This window comes from Burkholderia sp. JP2-270, assembly GCF_003233675.1.
Classification (GTDB): Bacteria; Pseudomonadota; Gammaproteobacteria; order Burkholderiales; family Burkholderiaceae; genus Burkholderia; species Burkholderia pyrrocinia_C.
On sequence record NZ_CP029828.1, the window covers coordinates 167,024 to 191,370 of the forward strand.

The 24,347-nt window shown below is 59.4% G+C and carries 12 protein-coding genes and 5 pseudogenes; 3 read left to right on the top strand and 14 right to left on the bottom strand.

The features are described 5' to 3' along the window. Positions 1 to 7: 7 nt before the first annotated feature. The 4 genes from DM992_RS40180 to DM992_RS40195 all read right to left on the bottom strand — a co-directional run bounded on the left by DM992_RS40180 (position 8) and on the right by DM992_RS40195 (position 3,138). Positions 8 to 574: an AAA family ATPase gene (locus DM992_RS40180; RefSeq protein WP_111021796.1), complete on the bottom strand. Its 567-nt coding sequence runs from the start codon at positions 572 to 574 to the stop codon at positions 8 to 10. 98 nt (positions 575 to 672) lie between these two features. Next, positions 673 to 2,238, bottom strand: a complete 1,566-nt coding sequence (locus tag DM992_RS40185; protein ID WP_111021797.1) for an IS66 family transposase — start codon at positions 2,236 to 2,238, stop codon at positions 673 to 675. 31 nt (positions 2,239 to 2,269) lie between these two features. Next, positions 2,270 to 2,620: an IS66 family insertion sequence element accessory protein TnpB gene (gene tnpB, locus DM992_RS40190; RefSeq protein WP_111021798.1), complete on the bottom strand. Its 351-nt coding sequence runs from the start codon at positions 2,618 to 2,620 to the stop codon at positions 2,270 to 2,272. Next, a complete protein-coding gene (locus DM992_RS40195) occupies positions 2,596 to 3,138 on the bottom strand; it encodes a transposase (RefSeq protein ID WP_111021981.1) in 543 nt (180 codons plus the stop codon). Before DM992_RS40195 ends, tnpB begins: the two co-directional genes overlap by 25 nt. Positions 3,139 to 3,185: 47 nt before the next feature. On the opposite strand from DM992_RS40195, the pseudogene DM992_RS40200 reads away from it, so the two are divergent. Next, positions 3,186 to 3,922: pseudogene (locus DM992_RS40200) on the top strand (reverse transcriptase domain-containing protein); the annotation flags it as partial. A gap of 70 nt (positions 3,923 to 3,992) precedes the next feature. Beyond that, positions 3,993 to 5,092, top strand: a protein-coding gene (locus tag DM992_RS40205) for an IS3 family transposase (protein WP_111021799.1) whose coding sequence is annotated in 2 segments (ribosomal slippage) — positions 3,993 to 4,245 and positions 4,245 to 5,092 — 1,101 coding nt in all. Because the reading frame shifts where the segments join, the coding sequence is not laid out codon by codon here. 19 nt (positions 5,093 to 5,111) lie between these two features. On the opposite strand, the gene DM992_RS40210 is transcribed toward DM992_RS40205, so the two are convergent. The 6 genes and pseudogenes from DM992_RS40210 to DM992_RS40235 form a co-directional block, all read right to left on the bottom strand. Then, positions 5,112 to 10,349 carry a trifunctional serine/threonine-protein kinase/ATP-binding protein/sensor histidine kinase gene (locus DM992_RS40210; protein WP_111021800.1) on the bottom strand — a complete coding sequence of 1,746 codons (5,238 nt, stop codon included), beginning with the start codon at positions 10,347 to 10,349 and terminating at the stop codon, positions 5,112 to 5,114. Between the two features lie 784 nt (positions 10,350 to 11,133). Beyond that, positions 11,134 to 12,228 carry an IS5 family transposase gene (locus DM992_RS40215; protein WP_111018918.1) on the bottom strand — a complete coding sequence of 365 codons (1,095 nt, stop codon included), beginning with the start codon at positions 12,226 to 12,228 and terminating at the stop codon, positions 11,134 to 11,136. 226 nt (positions 12,229 to 12,454) lie between these two features. Next, positions 12,455 to 12,547: a hypothetical protein gene (locus DM992_RS43320; protein WP_239511589.1), complete on the bottom strand. Its 93-nt coding sequence runs from the start codon at positions 12,545 to 12,547 to the stop codon at positions 12,455 to 12,457. A gap of 186 nt (positions 12,548 to 12,733) precedes the next feature. Continuing rightward, positions 12,734 to 14,399 (bottom strand): annotated as a pseudogene (locus DM992_RS40225) (phage integrase family protein). 95 nt (positions 14,400 to 14,494) lie between these two features. After that, positions 14,495 to 14,911 carry a hypothetical protein gene (locus DM992_RS40230; protein WP_239511596.1) on the bottom strand — a complete coding sequence of 139 codons (417 nt, stop codon included), beginning with the start codon at positions 14,909 to 14,911 and terminating at the stop codon, positions 14,495 to 14,497. Next, a pseudogene (locus tag DM992_RS40235) lies at positions 14,912 to 15,529 on the bottom strand (IS256-like element IS1356 family transposase); the annotation flags it as partial. A 57-nt stretch (positions 15,530 to 15,586) separates the two neighbouring features. Between DM992_RS40235 and DM992_RS40240 the strand changes: the two are divergent. Continuing rightward, positions 15,587 to 16,674 (top strand): IS3 family transposase gene (locus DM992_RS40240; RefSeq protein WP_111021983.1). Its coding sequence is split into 2 segments (ribosomal slippage): positions 15,587 to 15,848 and positions 15,848 to 16,674, totalling 1,089 coding nucleotides; the frame shifts between segments, so codons are not numbered across the junction. Between the two features lie 39 nt (positions 16,675 to 16,713). Here the strand turns inward: DM992_RS40240 and DM992_RS40245 are convergent. The 4 genes and pseudogenes from DM992_RS40245 to DM992_RS40265 form a co-directional block, all read right to left on the bottom strand. Next, positions 16,714 to 17,274: pseudogene (locus DM992_RS40245) on the bottom strand (transposase); the annotation flags it as partial. Positions 17,275 to 17,660: 386 nt separating this feature from the next. Then, positions 17,661 to 18,797 (bottom strand): annotated as a pseudogene (locus tag DM992_RS40255) (IS3 family transposase). 309 nt (positions 18,798 to 19,106) lie between these two features. Next, positions 19,107 to 21,950: an AMP-binding protein gene (locus DM992_RS40260; protein WP_111021803.1), complete on the bottom strand. Its 2,844-nt coding sequence runs from the start codon at positions 21,948 to 21,950 to the stop codon at positions 19,107 to 19,109. A gap of 136 nt (positions 21,951 to 22,086) precedes the next feature. Further along, positions 22,087 to 23,745: an AMP-binding protein gene (locus DM992_RS40265; protein WP_239511590.1), complete on the bottom strand. Its 1,659-nt coding sequence runs from the start codon at positions 23,743 to 23,745 to the stop codon at positions 22,087 to 22,089. Between the last annotated feature and the right edge of the window lie 602 nt (positions 23,746 to 24,347).

The window sequence follows — 24,347 nt, forward strand, 5'->3', positions numbered from 1 at the left end:
TGCGAAACTACGGCAAGAGTCTCTGACGCATCGTCGCAAATGCAGCCGGCGCCGGCTGAGTGTTCAACCATTCCAGGACCCGTCGGCCACATTCATCAGCGTTTGTGGACGATGTGTCTACGACGTAGTCGTAATGCCGGTTAGCGTGAATCGATTGAAATTGAGACGCTGCCAAGCCGATCTTACGGTCACCACGGGTTGCTTCGCGCCCCTCCAGGACGTCTAGCGCGCAAAAAACGCCCACGATGAGAACGGGTAGTTCGCTAAGGTCTTCAAGTAGGTAGCGCCACGCGTCGGCCGAAAGAACATGGTCGACGATCACAGCCTCGCCGTGTCGGGAAAAGGTGGCAACTGTGGCATTAATTGCCCGACACAAGGCGGCCACGCGAACCTGTATCGTTGGCTTATCGACGTCCCAATATTGGGCAGGCTCCATCCGTCGGAAGGCGTCAAGCTCGACATGCAAATGCTGCGGCTCCAAATTCTCACACAGATATTTGGAGAGGGTACTTTTTCCCGAGCTACTCGGACCATTCAGAACAATGATGCGTCCTGCTGGGCGCAGCGCTTGCATAAAAGTCTCGTCTGTAGTTTGAGAGCCAAGGAGATTCCGGCGCGTGTGCACAAGTATACGAACGAAGAAATCTGTAGGCTATTAAATAAGGATGCATCTTAAAGCGTCGCCGCAGCGGGCATATTCCATGGGGTCAGCGCCGCGAAGTCATCGGCTGCGATGGCGAGCGGTAGTTTCTTGAATAGCCAGACCAGATAGCGATACGGCTCGAGGCCGTTCGCCTTGCACGTCTCGACGAGGGAGTACAGGTTGGCGCTGGCCTGCGCGCCGGCAACCGTATCTGAGAACAGCCAGCCCTTGCGGCCGACGACGAACGGCCGGATCGCGTTCTCGCACAGGTTGTTCGAGATCGGCCAGTTGCCGTTCTCGACGTAGCGGACCAGCTTGGGCCACTGTCCGCTCATGTACTGCAATGCCTTGCCGAGCAGACTCGACGGCAGGATGCCCGGTAGATGCTCGACCAGCATGCGCTCGATGATGGAGAGCACGCGGGCACTGTATCGGGCACGCAGTCGCTGCCGGCGTTCGGGCGCCCACTTCGCACTGCGCGCCTCGGCTGCGAACAGCTTACCGATCAGCACGACGAAGCGCGTCGCCAGCAGGTCCGGCGAGCGTGCCGCCTTCGGCACCGACTCCTCGGCCTTGATGAAGCCGCGGCGCACGTGTGCCCAGCATCCGAGATGCACGAGCTGGTGATCGTGGGCGATGCCGTTGTAGAGCTCATACCCGTCCGTCATCAACACGGTGCTGGGCTGCACGCCAGCATAGAGCTTCTGCGCATGTTGGGCACCGCGTCCCGGCGAGTAAGAGAACATCCGCACAGGCGGCCCCAAGCCGTTGATCTGCGCCCACAGGTAACTCTTCGCCTGCGGCCTTCGTCCCGGTTCCTTCAGCACCTGGAACGTTGTCTCGTCGCCGTAGATCAGGTCCGACTCGAGCAGCGCGTCGCGCATCAGGTTGATTACCGGCTGCGTGGCCAGTCCCACCCGCACCACGCTGGCCGCCAGCGTATTCGACGAGATGTCTCCGCCGAAGCGACGCAGCAGCGTGGCCTGACGATACAGCGGCATGCCGTACTGGTACTTGCCGGCGATGATCCACGCCAGCGCGGATTCCGTGAGCAGCCCGCGAGGGATGATACGCGCCGGTGCGGGCGTGACCTTGATACCGAGATCGCAGCATGGGCATGCGTACTTGACCCGTTGGTGCTGAACGACGCGCACCTGCTCGGGAATCACGTCGAGCTGTTCGCTCGTTTCCACGCCGATCTCGACGAGAGCATGGCCATCATGCGCGCAGAACCGTTCGGACTCGGGCAACTCGTGCCGCACGACCTCGCGCGGCAGGTTCGGATCGAGGGGTTTGCGCCCGCGCTTGCCTCGCGTGTGGGCGGCGACCGATGTGCCGGGCACGTCCTCGCGCGCGGGCGCGTCGGTAGCCGTCGCAAGTGCCTCGGCTTCGTTGAACAGGCCGAGCTGATCGGCATGGCGCGCTTCGCTCGATGCGCCGAACAGTTCGTGCTTGTAGGCCCGCAGCTTCTCTTCGGCCAGATCGCGCTGAGCCGTCACGAGCCGAAGCTCACCGCGCAGCGCATCGCGTTCGGCGCTCGCGGCAATCAGCGCCTCGTACTCCTCGGCGCTCAACATGACGGGGTTGTTCGGCATGGCCGATTAGACCATGCCACCTGCGTGGTGTTCAGCTCATCCGCGCGTAATATCGCTGGGGATGCTTCTGGATCACGACCAGGTCGATGCCGTCGAGCAGCCAGTGCAACTGCTCGGTGCTGAGCGTGATCGTGTCGCCACCGTTCGGCCAGACGAAGCGGTCGGCTTCGAGTCGCTTGAGCAGCAACCAGAATCCGTTGCCGCCCCAGCCGAGGATCTTGACTCGATCACGACGGCGGTTGCCGAAGACGAACAGCGCCGAGGTCATTGAGTTCAGGCGCATCGCCTGTTCGACCAGGATCGACAGCCCGTTGATGCCCATGCGGAAGTCGACGGGATCGCGATGCAGGTAGACCTTCAGCCCTTCGTCGAACCGGAACACGGCAGCCTCCCGAGCATCTGGATCACCGTGGCCAGCTCATCGACACTCGCCTCGCCGAGATCAAATTCGACACCATTGGACAAGCGCACATGTAACGAGAGCGCCATCAACGACGGGGCTGGTGGCAGTACTGGGGAAACGGCAGGCACGGTCGACGCAGTCGTGACGACAGGAACGAATGCCTGCGCTTCACTCGTCGGAACTCGACGTGCAGTGCCCGGAATGTCGATCGATACGCCGTCGATCACCAGCGGGTCCGGCCTTGTTGGGGTTTGCAGCGTATGCTGCTGATGGCGCGAGATCCAACGGCGCAACTGATTCGGATTGACGTCATGGTCCATGGCCGCCCGGGCGATCGATACCCCCGGCTTCAGGCAAAACTCGACCAGCTCCCGCACGGCATCTTCATCAAATTCCCGCCGGCCATCCCGTCTGTGGCCAACCACCAGTCTGTTTCGAAGGTCCTGTTTCTCTGTCATCACGGTCTGAGTGCATGTGTCCACGCGGACACTTAGCATCTGACCTTCTGCCTACCATTGGTAGAGCGTCGTTTATTGACGGCTTACATCCAAACTCCTATGGCTATCGACCTGGGCGTTCTCCCCTTACGCGATTGCCTTGGTGAGGCGGCGAAGCTGGGAGTATGACTGGGTTGTGGAATTCGATATCAAGGGTCTCTTTGACAATATCGACCATGATCTGCTCATGCGCGCGCTCAGGAAGCACTGCCAGACCCCGTGGGTTCTCCTGTACGTGGAACGCTGGCTGAAAGCACCAATGCAGACTTCGGACGGGGTACTTCTGGAACGGACGTGCGGCACGCCGCAAGGCGGTGTCGTGAGTCCGTTGCTGGCCAATCTGTTCCTGCACTATGCCTTTGATGTCTGGGTCACCCGTAACCTCAGAAGCGTGCGGTTCTGCCGCTATGCCGATGACGGGGTGGTTCATTGCAAGAGCCTGGCACAGGCCAAGCTGGCGTTAGACAGGATCGGTAAGCGGCTCCGCGAATGCGGGCTCGAATTGCACCCGAGCAAGACAAGGATCGTCTACTGCCGGGACGTCAATCGGCGGGAACCACATCCTGATGTCCAGTTCACCTTCCTGGGGTACACATTCCGGCCGCGCAAAGCGGTGGACAAGTATCAGCGGGTCTACGTGAACTTTGCACCGGCGGTCAGTCGTGACGCCCTCAAGGCGATGCGGCAGACCATTCGGGGATGGCATCTGCAACTGATGTGCGACCGCGAACTGGGCGATCTGGCAGCTATGTTCAATCCGATTCTGAGGGGGTGGCAGCAGTACTGACCTGAGGCGTTTCTTGTAGCCATTTGGCAAGTGAGTTCTCTTTTATCCTAGAGGCAAGGAGAACTCGATGAAGAAGCGATTTACCGACGAGCAGATCATCCGCATCTTGCGCGAGGCCGAGAGCCGGGATGAGCCGGTGAAGGATCTGTGCAAGCGCCACAACATCTCGGAACAGACCTTCTATCGTTGGCGCAACAAGTTCGGCGGGATGGACGTGGCTGACGCGCGTCGACTTAAGGAGCTGGAATCGGAGAACGATCGGCTCAAGCGCCTGATCGCCGAGCAGATGCTGGTGATCGACGGCCTGAAGGAATTCAGCCGAAAAAAATGAGCACCCCGACGGGCCGGCGCGAAGCGCTGGAAGTCCTGACTCGGCGGAGGCTCTCGCAACGCAAGGCATGTTGCTACCTGGGGCTGAGTCGCCGGGTGGCAACCTATACGCTCAAGCAACCGGAGAAGGATCGGAGCCTGGGCGAGCGACTGATCGCGGCCGCTCAGGAAGTGCCGCGCTTCGGCTACCGGCGGATGTCGGCTTGGCTGGCGCTGGGCGAATCGCGCGTGCGGCGAATGTGGCGAGCCTTGCAGCTCAACATTCCGCGGCGGCGTCCTCGCCGTCGTCGTTGTGGCAACGACATTCGCCTGCCCGGTGCGACACAACCCAATTCGGTATGGAGTTACGACTTTGTGCACGATCAACTGGTGGATGGGCGGGCGTTGAAGATGCTTTGCGTGATCGACGAATACACCCGCGAGTGCCTGGCGATCGAGGTCGACGCCAGCCTGCGGTCGCAGGATGTGATTCTGACGCTGTCGCGACTGATGCGGCTGTACGGCAAGCCCGCATTCGTTCGGTCGGACAACGGCGCCGAATTTACCGCTGCCAAGGTCATGCGCTGGCTGCGAGATGCTGAAATCGGCCCGGCCTTCATCGCGCCCGGCAGTCCGTGGCAAAACGGGTTCGTCGAGAGCTTCAACGGCAAGCTGCGCGACGAATTGCTGAACCGGGAATGGTTCCGCAGCCGCGCCGAGGCCAAGGTGCTCATCGAACGCTGGCGGCAGTTCTACAACGAGCGCCGGCCCCATAGCGCACATCGCTATCAACCTCCTGCTACGGTCCGTCGAGCCTGGCTGGATTCCGATAATATCGACACGAGACTCACTGCCTGATTGGTCACAAAATTCCGTCTCAGGTCACCTCTGCAATGATTCCCAGTTCGATGAGTTCAGTTTCCTTCGCCAGTGGAATCCTAAAGGTAAACGTGCTGCCAATTCCCTCAATGGATTGGGCATCGAGCGTGCCACCTTGCGCCTCCATAATTGAACGACAGATTGCCAACCCCATGCCCATGCCTGTTTCCTTAGTCGTGAAGAACGGCTGAAAGATGCGGGTTAACGTTTCAGAAGACATGCCACTCCCGCGATCCTCAACGCGTACGACCACATAGGCGCCTTCCGTTGCCGACGACACACGCATTTCGCGGACCTCCCGCGGAACGCCCTTCATCGCGTCGATCGCATTATTCATCAGGTTCACAACAATCTGCTGCAACTGGATGCGATCTGCAATGACTACGGCATCGGACGTGTTCAGGGTAGTGATTAGAGTAACCCCATGCGCATCTATTGTTGTTCGAATCAGATTAGTTACGTCCCGAATGACCTCATCTACTACGATCGCGCCATGCGCCTTCGGCGCCTGGTTGGCCAACGAGCGCAACGCCCTTACAATGTCCACGGCTCGCATGCCATCACTCTTAATTTGGTGAATTCCCTGTAACGCCTCAGGAATATTCGGTGTAGGGCGCTCAAGCCAACGTAAGGTCGCGTCAGCGCAAGTGATGAGCCCAGCCAACGGCTGTTGAATCTCGTGGGCGATAGACGCTGCCAACGCACCCATCACTATCAGATGAGATGTGCGGGCGAGTTCTGCGCGGGCGTTGGCCAGCGCTGTTTCAGAACGCGCCCGCTGCGCATTCTCATCAAGCAACGCGTTATACAGACGGGCAGTCTCGATCGAAATCGCCGCTTGGGAAGCAAGAACTTCGAGCATGGACGTCTGTCCGGCAACGAAGACGTTAGGAATGAGATTGTTTTCGAGATATAGAACCCCAATAAAAGACCCGCGGCTAACGAGCGGAAGGCCGAGCACTGATCGGAGCGAACGACTTTTCGGTTCATTGGCAAGAAGCGTAAGCGCCTCCGCCTGGGCATCCTCAACGATCACGGTGCGCGCCGTACGGACCACACTATTCACGACTGCCCTGGAGAACGACTCCTCGGAGAGCAGGCATGTATCGGCGGTTACAACGAGGTGACCATTCTCCAAGGTACCCTTAGCCTTAATCGCAAGTTCGTTGTCCTGCATTAGCAACAACAACCCATATTGCGCGCCCGCATGCACGAGCATATTTGCCATGAGCTTTTCTATGAGACGGTCGAGTGTCGTCTCGTTGGCCAACGCACTCGCGGCCTTCATCCCAATTTCCAGGTCGCTCAGCGCACTACTGCTCGCAGTGTTATCAACGAGGTCATCCACCAAGAACGGATGACGCATCTCGAGCATCTTCGCTTTATGATCTGCGCCCCAGCGGCGGTAACAGTCATGTGCAATACGCGCGTGCTGCCTTGCTGCGGTCTTCAATTCCATCGCCTCGCAATGCAGGCCCGCAAATTCATGCGCCAGCGCCTGCTCGTGAACGAGTCCAGCGGCGGCCGCTGCGGACGCCGATTTCTCGAAGCATTGCAGCGCATGGGCGTCTTCGCCTTGTAACCGAGCAAGTTCGGCGTCAACGAGCAGTAGCTTGTTAAGGAATGTCAGCGGGTTGCGGGTCGCCCATCTTGACAACCTTTCTCGCCGCGGCAGCATCATTGCGATCGCATGACTGCGCCCGCCGTCCTGCACAGCGCTCTGGCTCAGAGCAAGCGCCCCAAAAAAAGTGTTGCTGCACGTATCGATGTGAGCAGGCATTGCCCACTCAAGGGGATCCGCTTCCATGAAGCGCTTGACGGCATGCAGGTGATCTCCCTTGAAAAACGCCGTCATCCCGTCATAGACGCGCATCAAGAACAACGTCGACATTGAGATTCCTTCATGCTCTGACATGTCTAAGGTTGCATCGTAGACGCTGTCGGGCCCGCGTCTGAGCCCGCGAACATAGAGCATCTGAGCACTCAAGATGCGCTCGATATCTTTGTACCGTACATGCCTTGTGAGTTCCAGTCCCGACTGGGCTTCTACCTCAACCCGACCCAAGTTCTCACCCATCGCGGTCAAGTCTGAGATCAGGTGATTGAACACATAGCATTGCATCCCAACGTCACCGGCGGCCCGCGCCAGTGCCACCGCCTCCCGAATCGAATTCAATGCAAATGCTAGTGAACGAGTCCATGGACTGATCTGATCCACGGCGACAAGCGCTGCGGTATATCCGCTTTCGTCGTTAAGGCGTCGAGCGAGGTTCAGCCCCGCTTCAGCATAAGCAAGTCCTTCGTCATAATCCTCGTATAGGAATGCAATTAACACACCGAACCATGCGAATCCGTATGCACTGTCCTGTGTAACCCCGTGCGTAAGCGAAAGCTCGACCATCTTTGCCAGATGGAAGAACTTCAATTCGTCATTGACGAACAGAGACGCGATTAGCGTGGACAGCAGGCCCATCAATGCTTCGATTCGCTCGTCGCGAGCCAGTGGAAGATCTGCGATGTCTTTAATGTCACGCCCGGCCAAGGATTCCAATGCCGCTTCGTACGCTTGACGAACCAGTTGAGGCGATCCCGATCGATCGAGCTCGACCCCTAGCAGCGCGAGACCTTTCAACGCGGCAGAAATTGCGCCCTCGTAATCACCGTGGATGGTCTGGAGCATTGCCTTCACCCGGTAAGCTGCTGCCTTGTCACAAGGAACGACGGCGTTGGGGAGAAGGGAATCTAGGGCATGAGCAGCATCATCAAGTTGCGCATGAGCCAACAAGCATTCGCAGTTCAATATTCCAATTGCGACGGCAACTGAATAATTCGTAGACCACCATGCAGGCTCGACCATGTCAGACGCTATAGCAAGGTACGATACAGCCTGTTCAATGGCCGCGGCCTTTTTGGCGCACCGAGCGGCTGTCAGTAGCGCTTCGGCAAATGCAACACGCATACCTGCAGGTAGAGCATTTCTGGACGCACGCTCAATTTGGCTGGCGATCTCAAACGCAAACTCGGTCGGTACGTCACGCCAGTGATCAAGCATAATACTCGCGATCCGGGCATGTTCAATTGGACGTACGTCGATTGGAGTCAGTCCGTAAGCAGCTTCGAGGACACGGTCGTGTGGGAACGTATAACCGGAGCCATCGCGTAAAAGCAGACCTAGCTCTACGAGCGTCTGCGTCGCTAAAGCAAGTTGGTTTGGCCGCAGTGCTGTCACTGATGCCAAAAGGCTCGCATCGCTACGGTGGCCAATACATGCCAACTGGCGTATGACCTCGCGACTGTCGAGAGAAAGACGATCAAGCCGACGTATCATCAGATCCAATACGTTGTCAGTATAACGACGACGCATCGAGTCCGTGCTGCCATCCCAGATCCACTTTCCAAGGTCGGCATCAAAGATGAGTGCCCCTTCGTCCACGAGGATTCGGAGGAGTTGGCCCGCAAAAAAAGGATTACCTGCCGATTTTTCGTGCACAACGTCGGCGAGCGCTTTGATTTCCTCCTCGCGCCTGTCCAAAACAACAGCAATTAGCGCGGTAATATCTCGCACCGAAAGCGCCTCAATCTCGATCTCAGTCAATCGCATCGTCCGCCGCCGCAACAGTGCGAGCCAGGGCGCTACCGCCTCTTCCATCTCCGCACTGTGGTTGCGATAAGAGCCTACCAAAAGTACATGGTCTGGCGGCTGTGTCGCGAATGCGGATAGCAGCGACAGAGTAGCTGCATCTGCCCATTGAAGATCGTCAAGAAATACGATCAACGGACGACCAATTTCCGCAAATGCCGACATCGCTGCCAGGATTGTGCGGTTTGCGCGCGCCAAGGCCGATGCCGGGGGCTGATCGGGCAGTGGGCCACAAGATCCAATCACATCCTCGATTTCTGGGACAAGATCGATCAGCAGCTGACCGTTACCCGCTATGCGGGAAATGAGCTTCGCTCGTGTACCCGCTAAGGCGGAATCGTCTTCGCCAAGCAGGCTGACCGTAAGTGTGCGGAGCAGTTGCGCTATAGGCGCGTACGGCATATCACGCTGGAGTTGATCGCTCTTACCGGTCGCGGTGCGTGTTCCAGTTGAATTAGTGATGCTCAATAACGTACTGACTAACGCTGACTTTCCCGACCCTGGCGCCCCGGCAACCAACACCAGTTCCGGCGTTCCGCTTTGCGCGACGCGCTTGAATGCCGCCTGCAGAACTTCCAACTCTTCCGTTCGACCAAACAAATATCCGGGTAACCCAATCACCGGGGCGGCACCAGACAAACCCAGTTCAAACGGCGAGATGACACCGTGTTCGTCCCATTCGGTTAAACATCGAACAAGATCTGCATGTAGGGCATTCGCGCTTTGATAGCGACTAGCGGGATCTTTGCATAAAAGCTTGAGCACAAGCCCGCTCAGTTGCGCGGGCATCGCCTTTAGTTGGTCTGGCGGAACCGGCTGCACAGCCACGTGCGCGTGCAACCAGTCGGCCAAGGAATCAGCGCGCAGGGGTAGCGTCCCTGTCAACATCAGATAGAGGACCACGCCGAGCGAGTACAGGTCGCTGGTATGGTCACTGTATGCATGATATCGGCGTGCCTGCTCTGGGGCGGCAAAGGCAATCGCGTCAAAATTCCACTGCAGTCCTGCCTCTGTGCCGCCGCAAAGGAGGTCAGCGGCGTAGCCAAACGACGCAAGGAGGATCCGCCCATTATCCGCTTCGATGATGGTGGCCGGTCGAATATCGCGATGGCAAAGGTCGTTCGCATGAACCTCGCTGAGCGCCCGCGCGGCGCCCGTAGCGACGCGCAGAATACGCGAGAGCGATAATGAGCCTGTACGCATGAGCGATTCTAAGGTCGATTCGCGCGCCACCCCGTACACTAAGATCAGCCTCTCAGTGGTTCTGAGGGTGCCTTCCGGGATCAGTGCCCAATCGGGGTGCAACCGATTCCTTCGCATCAGCTCAGCTTCTCGTTGAAGACGCCCGCCCCCCACCTCCGACGTCCAACGAGTACTGGCCGTGACCCAGGATACGTTGGCATAATCCACTAGCCGGTGATACGCCACCTCTCCTTCGACGAAGAGTCGAGTTCGCGAACACCTTTCCAGCCATGCGTCATCGAAGGCCGGATTGAACGACAAGTCGGAGCCGAGACCACAGGTCATAGATAAATATTTGAGGACGATTTGATCGCGTAACCAAAGAACCCCGTGGCACGTGGCATCGGAGGCCATGCTATCCGCGTGGCGGGTGTTTTTGCGAATGAACCGCTAGAGTCTGGCCAGTCGTACGTTATCGGACGAAAAACCTCGACACAAAACAGGTGCACGAGCGACCACCGAAATTCGATCCGGCGATGCGGGGGCATGATACCGCAGCGGGGGCCGTGCCAATAAAGCCGTCGTGTGCATCAGTACGAACGTGTGAGCTTCTTGGCCGTGTTCAAAGGTCGCAGTCAATGAGGACGCACCGACGGATCTCATCCACAACGTAAACCTATCGCTTCTCAGTTGAGTCCGGTCCACGTTGCCATTACTCATGACGCGCCTCTTTGTCAACGATCTGGACAAATCGCCGCGACGCACGGGGGTGCGTCCGTCGACTCGTTTCATATTTGCCCGCCATGAGTTCGATGGACGGGACACTAGGAACGCGCTTCCCGTAGCGCACACAGCGCAGAATGCGTAATGGAATCTCACAACGGTCCGGGCGCAAACTCTCAATGAAAGCAGGAACTCGCGTTACGTCAAGGTGCAGGTTCTAAACGGGGTCGCTTGAGCGAAAACAGCCCGATGTATACGCGACTCTCAATCTGCCTGGCAGACTGAATACCCTATGGCTAACCGGTCGTCAGTGCCTATCAGGCTGTTGAAAAGCGCCTCGTTTTGACGACCGGAACGCGGTTTAAAAGGGTTTCGTATGCGATTGGCTGCTGAGTTTCAGACGGATCGTGCCGGATGCCCCGCTGGTGAGCGGGTCGGCCGGCGCGTTGCCGCGCAACGGCAGCGCTTGGGCGGCTCATCGCGCCGCTCCTTGTGGCACCGCTGCCAGTATTCGAGCCATTCGAGTCAGGTTGCTCGCCAGCATCGTCAGTTTGAAGTGCTGGTCGACCCGTTTGATGCCGCGATACGCAGTCTGTCGAATCCTGCCGACGGTCTTGCCCCAGCCGAAGTGCTCTTCGATGCGCTTGCGAATGACTTGGCTGATGCCATAGCCGGCGTGTCGCGAAGTGCGGCCGTCGATCGCGCTGCCGCCTTGATGCGTGTCGTTGCGCGCGACGTGTGGCGTCACTTTGCGAGCCCGGCAATCCCGGACAAAGTCGCGCATGTCGTAACCCTTGTCGGCGCCGAGCGTCTTGGCGTGACGACCCGGCACACAGTCGAGCAGGCGCAATGCACTTACACGTTCGCCGAAACCGTCAGCGTGGCTGACCACTGCGCCGACCACCAAGCCCGAGCGGTTCTCCATCAGGATGTGCCCCTGATAACAAAGGATGGCTCCGCTTTGCCGCCCCTTTCGGAACAGACGCGCATCCGGATCGGTACTCGATTCGTGCGTGTCGTTGCTGCGCCGCTTGCCTTTCCAGTCGGTGTCGGCATTGCGGCCACCGCCGGCCGGTGGATCGTCCGAACCGTCCTTGGGTCGGAAGCTCTTGTGGCTGGCCCACGCCTGGATCAGCGTGCCATCGACCGAGAAGTGTTCTCTAGACAGCAGCCCTTGCTTGTCGGCCAAGCTCATGACTTCGGTAAAGAACGCTTCGACCACTTCGTGCTCGAGCAAACGATCGCGGTTCTTCGAGAACACCGAGTGATCCCAAACGGCGTCTTCAATCGCCAGCCCGACGAACCAACGGAACAGCAAGTTGTAGCGCATTTGTTCCATCAGCATGCGCTCGCTACGCACCGAGTAAAACACTTGCAACAGCAGCGCACGCAGCAGTTTCTCGGGCGCAATCGATGCTCGACCGCTGTCTGCATAGATCGTGCTGAACAGCCCATTGAGTCGCTTCAGCGCTTGATTGACCAGCAGTCGAAGCGGCCTCGATGGGTGATCGGCCGGAACAAAATCTTCCAGCTTTACCGTCGTGAACAGCGGTTCTTGCATCTCGTCCATTCCGCGCATCGCTCTCGTCTGCCCAAGGTCATGAACACGATATCTCTAACGCACCGCCCTCAGGGCTCGTTTACACCGTATCCAATTTCAACAGCCTGCTATACCCAAAGTCGAACGGATCATGCACGAGCATGCACTGTGGCGGTACTTAATTTTTCTGAAGCACCCCAAGCTGTCTTTGCCAAAACGAGAAGATCGACGGCTCAGCATCCGATCACCGAAAATTTCAGAAAATTTCAGAAAAGCCAGAGCTCGCCCCTTCGGTTTGCTCGATCCAGAGATCCAGCACGTCGCGCTGGCCGTCAGGCTGAATGCCCAAATCCAGATAGACGGCTTTGTTGCTGACTACGTCGTCGTCGCGGGCGTCAGCCGAAGTAAAGTTGGTGCGTTTCGCGAAGTAAAGAATGAACTTGAGCGATTTTCCACGAATTCACCCAGCGCCGTCGAAATTTTCTCATTGAAAATCAATGATCTGAGTTCGCATGGGAAGTAAAGTTGGTTCAGATTAGGACGACGCACGCTCACCGAACGCTTGATCAAACTGCCGGGCCCGTTTGACCTCGTCACCGTGCAGATACGTCGATGTGGTCTAAATCGACGTGTGGCGCAGGTTGTCGCGCACCATGATCAGTTCGGCACCACGCGCGAGCGCATGCGAGGCGTGCGTGTGCCGCAGCCAGTGCGGGCTCGCGCGCCGCAGCTTGTCCGCCGTTGCCGGTTGCTCGTCCTGAATCGTGTCGGCAGCCAGCTGAAAGAACCGGCGCAGGACGAGCCCCAGGCGCGTCGTCTCGATGCTCGCACCGTCCTCCTCGAGGCTAGCCACGATCGGCGTCGCCGGGTTCCAGCGTGCCGGCGTGACCGGCAAGCCGCGTTGCACCAGATACTGGTCAAGTGCCGTCCGAGCCAGTCGCGGCAGGGTGACTTTCCCGCCCTTGCCGACGAGGTGCAGCCAATGATCGCCGTGTTCGTCGGTACGCATGTCGCCAAGCGTCGCGCCGACGAGCTCGCTGGCGCGTAACCCGGTCGCGTAGCCAAAGTCCAGCAAGAAGCGCAGGCGCTGCGCCGCAGCCGACGTCCAACCATACGACCACTCGAGCCCCTCCGCCATGGTACGGATTAGCAGCCACTCGCCTTCGGTAAAGCCGCGGGTGACGTCGAGACCGGGATTCGCCACGCCACGGACCTTGATGCTGGCGAACGGATTGGCGAGCACGTAGCGCTGCTCGATCAGCCAGCGGAACAACGCCGACAGCACGGTCAATGCGTAGGCCGTCGAGCGGAGCGACAGCGGCCCACTGAATGGCCGCCACTCGACGCTGTGCCGCGGCCGCGCCGGCCCGACCCAGCGCTCGCGCGGCGTTGGCCGGCGCAGGAAGCCGCGGTACGCGATCGCGTCGTCGGTCGTGAGTGACGACAGCGCCGCGCCCCGTTCGACGATCGCCCAGAGGATCAGGCGCTCCGCCTCCTTGCGGTAAGCGCGCTGCGTGGCCGCCGACTCGTGCAGCGACAGCCAGGACTGCAGGGCCTCATAGTCGTTCGAGGCTTTCAACAAGCAGACATGCTGGGGGGCGCGAAACTGGCCACGCGAGCCGTCGACCTCGTGCGGCACGCGCAACTGCTCCCACGGCGCGATTGGTCCCGCCTGCGTCGGGGGTCACGAGCGCGCGGGCGCGTTCCGTCAGCACGGGGTGGGCGGCGAAGAACGCTTTCACGTGCCGGGCACCAGCGGCGCCGAGCCCCGCGATTGCTGTCCACCAGCGGCGCCGGCGCGGAATCCGTACGGTCAGCTCGGCTAGGGTCCGGATGCCGTGCGTCTGGAGGGCGGCCACTACCCTGGGCGGCAACCATTGTTCGATGGCATCGGCGACGTGCGGCGCCAGTACCGGCAGGTTGCGCAACGTCTGGATCGCGCGGGCGACAGTGTCGGCCGACGTAGCGGACCGCTCGCCGAATACCTCCGCCAGATCGTCGCGATGGCGGCTGGCCGCGTAGGTGATCAGCATCCGCCGGATGCGGCCGAGCACGCCGCGCGCGGATGCCCCGGGTGCCGTGCGCTCACTCAGATAGCGGGAAACAGCTGCACGCGCGTCGATCCCGGCGTACCAGGCGCGCAGCGCAGCCAGCTCGGCGTCGTCGGGAAAGGGGGCGGATTCGGTCTCGCGCGTTTTCATACTTGCCACTTTAGGTCAGTTTTGAGCGTGGACTGGTAAGAGAATTATCGGTCTAGCATCGACTAGAGGCTTACAGAGCACTTCCATTTGCATCGTTAGCCGGCTGCGGAGACCGGAATCGGTGAGGACTTTCCGCCTTTCACGAAGCGCTGGAGACGGTCCCAAGATTCCAGGTAGCGAAACTTGGGCACGACCGCGAGTTGTTCATCGTGCAGCACTAGCACGCGTTCGACCACTGTCTGTTCTTGTTCGAGCAGTAGGCACGGCTGATCTTGCTCGATCCGTTTGATGCACGCGTCGAGCGCCGCTTCGGCTCGATGGTAGGGTTCGAGATCTTCGCCCGCCGCGGTCTCGTTCCGCATAAAGTACGCAAGGTAGACAACCCGTAGCAGACAGCAAATCTGATCGAAATCACCGCGCCCGGCACGAACTGTCGCCAGGGCGAGGTGGTTTTCCAGCGACAGCGAGCACCTGGAGGTATCCGGAATTCCGTGTGTGAGGCGGGTTGAGATTCAGACTCCAATGTTGAATCGTTCCGGGTAAAGCAGTGCGAACTGCGTCATCGCGCTCTTCCAATCGTGCCGGGAGCCGGTCCACTTGGCCACGACGTTGCGCAGCGCCAGCCAGATCAGTTTGAGCGCGGCCTCGTCTGACGGGAAGTGGCCGCGCGCCTTGATGATCTTCCGAAGCTGCATGTGCAGCGACTCGATCGCGTTGGTCGTATACACAATTTTCCGGATGTCAGGCGCGAAGGCGTAGAACGGAATCACCTGATCCCAGGCTCGGCGCCAGAGCGCGGCAATCGGAGGGTATTTCGTACCCCACGGGCTCGTATCGAACGCGTCCAGCGCCACGGCGGCCGCTTCGGCCGACGCTGCCCGATAGACCTCCTTGAGCGCCGCCGCGACCGATTTCCTGTCTTTCCAGCTGGCGAAGTCCAGCGAGTTCCGGATCAGATGCACGATGCAGGTCTGGACCGTCGTTTCCGGGAACACCGTGTTGATCGCTTCCGGGAAGCCCTTCAGGCCGTCGACCACGGCAATCAGGATATCCTGCACACCGCGCAGCTTAAGGTCGTTCACTACCCGCAGCCAGAACTTGGCCCCCTCGGTCTGCTCGATCGGTAATCCCCCCGAAAAACCGGTGTGATCAGAAGTAGAATTTTCTCGTTGAGGGAGTTCTACAGCATGAAGAAGTCGAGATTCACGGACAGCCAGATCATGGACGCGCTCAAGCGCGTGGAATCGGGACTGTCGGTACCGGACTTGTGCCGGGAGTTGGGCATCAGCACGGCGACGTTCTACAAATGGCGTTCGAAGTACGGCGGCATGGACGTCTCGCTGATCGCGCGGATGAAGGAGTTGGAGGCCGAGAACGCCCGACTGCGCAAGATGTACGTCGAGGAGAAGATCAAGGCCGAGATCGTAGCGGAGGCTCTCGCAAAAAAAGATTGAGGCCATCTTGCCGGCGTGAGATGGCCATGCGTGCGGTGTCCAGCCGGGGCATATCGATCCGACTGGCATGTGAGGCATTGGGGATCAGCCAGGCCTGTTATCGGTACGCCGGTCGGCGCAGCGCCGAGAATGACGAGATTGCGAACTGGCTGCTGCGCCTGGCGGACAACCACCGGAACTGGGGCTTCGGGCTGTGCTTCCTGTACGTGCGCAACGTGAAGGGCTTTGGCTGGAATCACAAGCGCGTGTACCGGATATATCGCGAACTGGAACTGAACCTGCGGATCAAGCCGCGCAAGCGACTGGTCAGGCAGGTACCGGAGCCGCTGGCGGTGCCGTGCGCCGCCAACCAGGTCTGGTCGATGGACTTCATGCACGACCAACTGGCTGACGGACGCAGCATCCGGCTGTTCAACGTGATCGACGACTTCAACCGCGAGGCACTCGGCATCGAGATCGACTTCTCATTGCCATCGGAGCGCGTGATCCGTGCGCTGCGGCAGATCATCGGTTGGCGCGGCAAACCCAAAGCGATTCGGTGCGATAACGGGCCCGAGTACCTGAGCGCGGCGATCATCGAATGGGCCCGACAGTACGGCATCAGGCTCGACTACATCCAGCCGGGCAAGCCCCAGCAGAACGCGTATGTCGAACGATTCAACCGGACCGTGCGGTACGAATGGCTGTCGCAGTACCACTGGGAAGACTTGGACCACGTGCAGCGCTTCGCGACCGATTGGATGTGGACTTACAATCATGACCGCCCGAACATGGCCCTGGGCGGATTCACGCCAAAGCAGCGGTTGGCCATGGCCGCTTAGTTTCTACTTCTGAACCCCGTGGAAAACGGGGGGATTACCGATCCAGAGGCCCAACACGTCGCGTGTGCCGTCGCGGCGCACGCCCAGCGCCAGGTAGATCGCCTTGTTACGCACGACGCCTTCGTCGCGGATCTTGACTCGCAAGGCGTCGAAGAACACGACCGGGTACATCGGCTCGAGCGGCCGCTGTTGCCACTCGCGCACTTCATCGATCACCGCGTCGGTGACCGTGCTGATGAAGTCTGGTGACACCTCGATGCCGTACATCTCTTGCAGGAAGCCCTGAATCTCCCGCACGCTCATGCCGCGTGCGTACATCGCGATGATCTTGTCGTCGAAGCCGGTGAAGCGTCGCTCGCACTTGGCGATCAGCACCGGATCGAAAGTGCCTTCGCGGTCGCGCGGAATCTCGACGTCGAGCAGGTCGTCGTCGGTCGTGATGCGCTTGCGGCTGGTGCCGTTGCGATGGTTCGTGCGGCCTGCCGGCTTGGCATCGCCCTTCTCGTAGCCGAGGTGGTGGGTCAGTTCGCCGCACAGCGCGCGTTCGAAGTGTAGGAGTTCACAATCAATGCTAGCCGTGCCCAAAGGAGTGCTAGAAATGTTCGCTAATACTGCTAGCGTAGTGTTTTGCTCAGCCTAAGCGGTGGGCATCGATAACGTGATATCGCCCGCAGCGCGGCGTCGAAATTCGGAGCTCTGGCGAAAATCGATTGCGGAACAGTCTCGAGCAGGGTGCGGTGCACCCGGCAGTAGTCGGCTGACGGATCGAGCCACTCCCTCTTCCACCGTGATGCAGTGACATCGGCGTCGTTCAGAACAAGACATCTGAAGCAATACACCAAGTACTTCTGGTCGAAGACCCACTCATGCGGCGTCTGGATCATGCTCAGAATGCCGTCGTTGAGCCGCGCTACGCGAGATAGACAGAGGTGGCCTCGCTCGTTCGGACAGTTTTCTGAGATTTTTAAGTGGAGCGTCCGAGGCAATCATGCTGCCGATTTGATCGCAGGCAGCGTCGCGAAGTATGCCTCATCCGGCGTCTGATCCGCTAGGCTCGAATGGGGCCGATTCCGGTTGTACAAGTTGATGTATTCGCCGATGGAGCGCCGGGCATGGCTGACCGACTCGTACGCTTTCAGGTAGACCTCTTCGTACTTGATGCTTCGCCACACCCGTTCGACGAACACGTTGTCGCGCCAGCTTCCCTTGCCGTCCATCGACAGCAGGATGCCTCGGCCCAATACGGCTTCCGTGAACGCGTTCGCCGTGAATTGGCTGCCCTGATCGGTGTTCACAATGTCGGGCTGCCCGTAGCGCGCGAACGCCTCTTCCAGCGCCTCGACGGCGTGCATGGCTTCCATGCGTGATCGCCACCCGGTGCGAGAGCACCTTGCGACTTGACCAATCCACTACCGCCGTCAGGTACACGAAGCCTCGCGCCATCGGAATGTATGTCGTGTCCAGTGCCCACGCCTGATTGGCCCGGGCGATTTTCATGCCGCGCAGCAGGTACGGCCAGATCTTGTGCTGCGCATTGCGTCGGCTCGTGTTCGGCTTGCAGTACAGCGCTTCCACGCCCATGCGTTTCATCAGCGTGCGCACGCGGCGGCGGCCGACCTCATGGCCTTTCCGGCGCAACAGACGCGCCAGCATCCGCGCTCCGGCAAACGGAAACTCCATGTGCAGTTCGTCCATCCGCCGCATCAGCAACTGGTCCGCCTCGCTCACTGGCTGCGGCCGGTAATACGCGCTCGATCTCGCGATGCCGACCAGTCGCGTCTGTCGCGAAACCGGCAGCGCATGCGTACGGTCAATCATCGCTTTGCGCTCAGCAGTCCGGCTTTGCCGAGCGCTCCTGACAAAAAATCGTTCTCCAGCGTCAACTGTCCGATCTTCGCGTGCAGCGTTTTCACGTCCACCGGCGGCTCGTTCGACGGTGGAGCGGCCGCGCCGAACACATCCGCCGCACGCTCCTGCAGTTGCCGCTTCCACTCCGTGATCTGGTTCGGGTGCACATCGAACTGCTGCGCCAGTTCGGCCAGCGTGCGCTCGCCCTTGACCGCCGCCAGGGCCACTTTCGCTTTGAACGCCGCTGAGTGCGTCCGTCGGGTTCTCTTCGTCATCTTTCCGGTTCCTTTGCCTGCATTATCGCTGGCTCAGGCCCCGGGCATTCCACTTACCCGTCTATCCGAATTTGCGAGGCCACCTCTGTTTTGCGAGCCCTGAGTAGCTGACGACACAGAACCGTTGACCGGCATACCGAAGCCCGGCCAAAAGGCAGTCCGTAACAGGCACGCCCTCGGCAATAGCTACGCTAGAACTTGCCGAAATCGAACGTCCCGCAGGCTGAATGCTTCCCTCGGAAACACCGCATTACTTTGATCAGTATCAACTTACACCGGACCGGTTGACAGATACCGCCGTGTAGCAGGTCAATCAGTGTCCATATCGGTCGGAATTCTCAGTGGTGAAATTTCATCCAAGATCGGTTCCCCGCAATGGGCAGCGATTGCGTCACGTGCGGCATCGCGCAAAACGGCCGCAGCCTTCACATCCTCTCCGGATGGAGACAGCGCAGGCAGCAAAGTTACCGTGACGTCGGCTCGTGTTGGTAGCCACTGCCCATCCGGCAGTATAGCCCGTGTCCCTTTAATCGCTACCGGTACGATCGGATGGCGCGAGGCGCAGGATGCGACAAATGCGCCAAGCCGAAACCGTCGCAGGCCGGCGGATTTCACGAATGTTGCTTCCGGGAAAAAGAGCAGCGAGGTCCCAGCCATCGCCTGCTTCATCAGGTCCCGCTCGTCGGCGATCATGCGTCGATAGTCGACACGTTCGATGAAACGAACGCCGATCGCGCGAAGAAAGCGTCCAAGAAGTGGCGCGCGGTCCAGCTCACGCTTCGCGACAATACCGACCGGGGCGGGGATGGTCGCCAGCAACACCAGTCCGTCCAGGTAACTCGCATGGTTGGCAACGAAGATAGCGGGCCTGGTAATGTCGATGAGATTTGCGCCCCGCAAAGCTATGCGAATTCCTGCAAACCGCAGGGTCAGCCGCGCTGCTCGCGATGAAATCCGCCAATTGCGTCGTGCGTCTGGATGCCATGCCGTCATCAGCCAGACGGGTATGGCTATCACGACGATGACGAGCCAGCACCATGCGCCGTACCCCACGCGCCCCGCGGCGTTACCGACCCTGCGGCCAATGGGCGGGACGGAACTCTTGCCTATGTCGATCCACTGACGCCACGTCGGACGGGGCAGCAACGTCCCGTTACTGTTCAAGTACAGATCCAGCGTTGCCGCGCGACGAATCTTGCCGCTGGATGTCTTCAAAATGCAGTGCGGGGGAACCAGAGCGACTTCCTCTGGAGGAGCCCCCAGCAGGGCCACGGAGGCCTGATTGATCGCAGCGCGGATTGCAGCGAGCGCAGTAGGTACAGTTTCGCGAGTCTCCGCGATGACGATCAGTCGCTCGGTGCCAGTACCAATGTCCGGCGTTCCACATACTGCGACGCAACCCATTCTAATACCCGGGATGCGGCCGACGGCGGCTTCAAGTTCGTACGGGAAAAAGTGACGCCCTCCCCGGATCACCAACTCCTTCACGCGGCCCGTGATAAAGAGTTCCGCGTCGGCCATGTAACCCAGATCACCCGTATCGAGCCAGCCATTGCGAATCAGCATCGCAGTCAACCGAGGGTTGCGGAAGTACCCGCTGGTCGCGCACTCGCCCCGGAACTCAATCCTGCCTACCTCCCTTTCTGGTACCTCGTTGCCGGCGCTATCAACGACACGAAGCTGAATGCCGGGCAAGGCACGTCCACACGAAACCAGTTCGAGTACATCGTCGGGCGACATCGCTTTTATCGCGCGCCGGGAGTTGGCCAGTCCCCGCCGACTGATGCAATCCGTCTGCACGCCGTGGCCCGGCTCCGAAAACGTGAGTCCTAGTGTGCTTTCTGCAAGTCCGTAGACAGGGGTCAATGCAGTTGATCGGAATCCGCGGATCGCGAAGCGTGCGGCAAACGTGCGCATGGTGGCTGCGCTGACAGGCTCCGCACCACAGAATGCCAAGCGCAGGGACGAAAGATCGACGCCCTCGAGATCGGAATCCTCGATCCTGCTCGTACATCGTTCATAGGCAAAGTTCGGCGCTGCCGTAATGGTGGCCCGGTAGCGACTGATCGCCTGTAACCAATAAGCGGGACGGGCGAGGAAAATTAGCGGCGACATGAGAATCAGCGGAATCCCGAAATAGAGGGGACCGAACCATGCACCAATCAGTCCCATATCGTGGTAGAGCGGAAGCCAGCTGACGAACTTGTCTTGCTCATCGATTGCAGCGGTCTGCCCCATCGCTCGGATATTGGCGAGTAGATTGGCGTGCGTGAGCACGACGCCTTTGGGTGCCCCCGTGCTGCCAGACGTGTACTGAAGAAGTGCGGTCTCGTCCGTGCGCGGAAGATATCGCTCGATATCGCTCTCGCCCATGAGCTCATCTACCGTAACAATTTCATGCAATGTAGGTATCCGGGCCTTTGTCAAAAAGCTGGAAAGAAAGGTTTGTGACGGGACAATCATGACACGTGCGCGTGCATCGGAAAGAATCGCAGCGTGTCTGGCCAAGTGATCGTCGATTCGTGCCGATTGCGCGGGTGGATACACTGGCACGACGACGGCACCGATGAGCAATATGCCCGCGAAGCAGGCAAAGTAATCGCTCCCGGTAGGCAGCATGAGGGCAACTGTATCGCCGGGATTGACGCCGATCCCGCGCAACCCTCGTGAGACTCGCAAGGCGGCGTCGTACAGCGCCGCATATGTGATCGGATGCGCCACCAAATCGTCGTCGAGAATTACGATATGTGTCTGTTCAGGTCGGCGGGATGCGTGCCATTGCAGCACTTCAACCAGCGTGGTCGCCTCCGCTGGCGGGTCGAGCGCGCCCGCCGCCCTGCTCAACTCGACGGAGCCGATCTGTGAACCGGGCCACCCGGACGCCTCCCCACCGAGTGCGAGCAACAAATCCCGCGGCGAAACTGCCTGCCCGAACAACTCGATCGGAAAGCGTACGGCAAGCGTCTTCTCGATACGACTCAGCAACTCCGTGCGCGCAACGCTGTCCAGGCCGAGGTCGCGCTCAAGGTGGCTGTCTAGTGTGACTGCCGGCAGCGTGTATCCGTGGGGACGTATCTCAGCCGCGAAGGCATCGACGATCTGGAGCAACCGGCGAACGTCGACCGACGAGCAGCGCTTGTTGGGGGCGATCATGGCAAGAGAAGGTTGTGGGGACTTTGTCTCACCCTACGAGCCATCTAAAACACGAAATTTGATCGTCATCAATCGAAGACGCGCATGTTGCAGCGCATTCCATCCGTAGGCCCGGTCGAATCGCACTCCCGCTCCATCAGGCCAAGGCTCGGCGCAATACCTTGCCAAGCTGGTTCAGAGGCAGGGATTCACGGAATTCGACGAACTGTGGAACCTTGTAGGCGCTCAGGTTCGCGTGGCAATGCGCCAGCACTGCCGCTGCCGTGACGCCCGCCATGCTCGTGACGATGAATACCTTTACGGCTTGTCCCGTCCTTTCGTCCGGCACCCCAACCACGGCCGCCGCACGTACACCCGGGACCGCCGACACCACAGCTTCGACTTCCGATGGATAGACCTTGAAGCCCGACACCACGATAACGTCTTTCTTGCGGTCCACGAGCACGAGCATTTGCGTCGCGTCGAGGTACCCGACATCCCCTGTCCGAAGCCAGCCATCGGGCGAGATGGCTGCGGCAGTCTCGACGGGATTCATCCAGTAACCGCGCATGACTTGTGGTCCCCGAACCCATACTTCACCGATGGCCCCAGCGGCGGCCTCCGTGTTCTTGTCATCGCGGATGCTAACTTCGGTCGAAGGAAGCGGATATCCCACGGACCCAGAGAATGTTCCGGAATTGGCAGGGTTGACACACACCACCGGTGACGCCTCAGTCAGTCCATACCCTTCGATTATCGGTACTCCCGTTGCGGTCTGCCATCGGGCTGCAACGGAAGGATGAATCGCTGCGCCGCCGCCAATGACTAGACGCAGGGACGACCAGTCGACGGATTCGAAGCCCGGCGCCTCGAGCATGGCGTGGAACAGTGTATTTACCCCTATCAAGGCACTGGGACGTGAGCGCCTTATAGTTTTCAAGAGCCTGGAAAGATCGCGCGGATCGGTGACGATCACGTTGTGTCCGCCGATGTTGACGAACGTCAGAAGACTGGCGGTCAAGGCGAATATATGAAACATCGGTAGCGGCGTGACGATAACTTGAGGCTCGGAACAGAACGCCTCCCCCAGCCACGCGCGAATCTGTGCAACGTTAGAGCCGATATTGCGATGCGTAAGCATTGCGCACTTTGGCGTGCCTGTCGTTCCGCCCGTGAACTGCAGCAGCGCAGTATCGTCCGGGCGAGTGGATGGCCGCTTGCGTGCGTTGTCGTACTGACGCGACAACGTCGCGCGGAATTCGCGGTATTTCCTTTTCGTCGAAGGGATCGAGTCACGAACGACATGCTGAATAAAGTCAATCGCAATGCGCTTCGGCAGTGGAAGCAAATCACCAGCTGCGACGGATACGACCGTTTCTGCCTGGTGCTCGTCGAGAATGTCGTCGAGTTTGTATGAAAAATTCTCAAGCACAACGATCGCGGATACGCCCGCCGTGGTCAGCTGAATTTGAATCTCTCGCGGCGTCGCAAGTGGGTTGACGTTGGCCACGATCAGTCCTGCGTCAAGCACGCCAAAGAAAGCGACAACATAGGGCAAGCCATTCGGCAGAATAAGTGCCACGCGCTCTGACTGCACGAGTCCGAGTTCGTTGACCAGGAACCCGGCAAAGCGACTCACATATCGAGCAACTTCCCGATATTCGATCGTATGATTGAAAGAACTGAATGCGACGCGTCCGGCGTAGCGCATGCAGACCGTCTCGAACATCTCGGGTAACGTTCGAACGCTGCTGGAATCGATCGTTGCAGCATCCAGTCCGTGCACGCGGTCGACCGTCATGTTCGCACGGGTCATGATCTTTCGGACCGATGTCCTATATCGCGGCGCTGGCGAATCAACGAGTTCTCCAGGTCCGGCTTCTGCGTCAACAGGTCGAACGCTTCTCGCCAAGCGATCGGAATGAAATAACCGACTCGACAGAATCCTCGAATGAGCATTGCTCACCTCTGCAAGACGTGGACAGTGCAGCAAACATCCAGGATGTCCGCCCGGACGGCGTACATTTCGACGCGTCGTTTTCGACATCCGATCAGCCAGGCCATGAGCTGAGCATAGGCCTCGTATGTACGAACCGATTGATGCGTGTCAACCCCGCCACATATCTGGGCTCGCGTCGTCAATGCACGCAGCCTGACACCGGCTCGCACTCAGTTGATGGTGATGAAGCCGGCACTGCGGGCAGCGCAAGGTCAGGCTTCTTGCGTGAAAGAACGATAGTTCTGGAACGGGATCCGGCGTCTGGCCAACCATATCGGAGCAATCTTCTGACAAGATGTTGGAAATCTCTCAGCCTCACGGCAAGACCGAAGCAATTATCGGCGCCAGCCATTGAGAACGATGGAATTCCTTCGGTGCAGATACGTTGAAACTCTTGTGCAGGCGCAGCCATGTCCAAG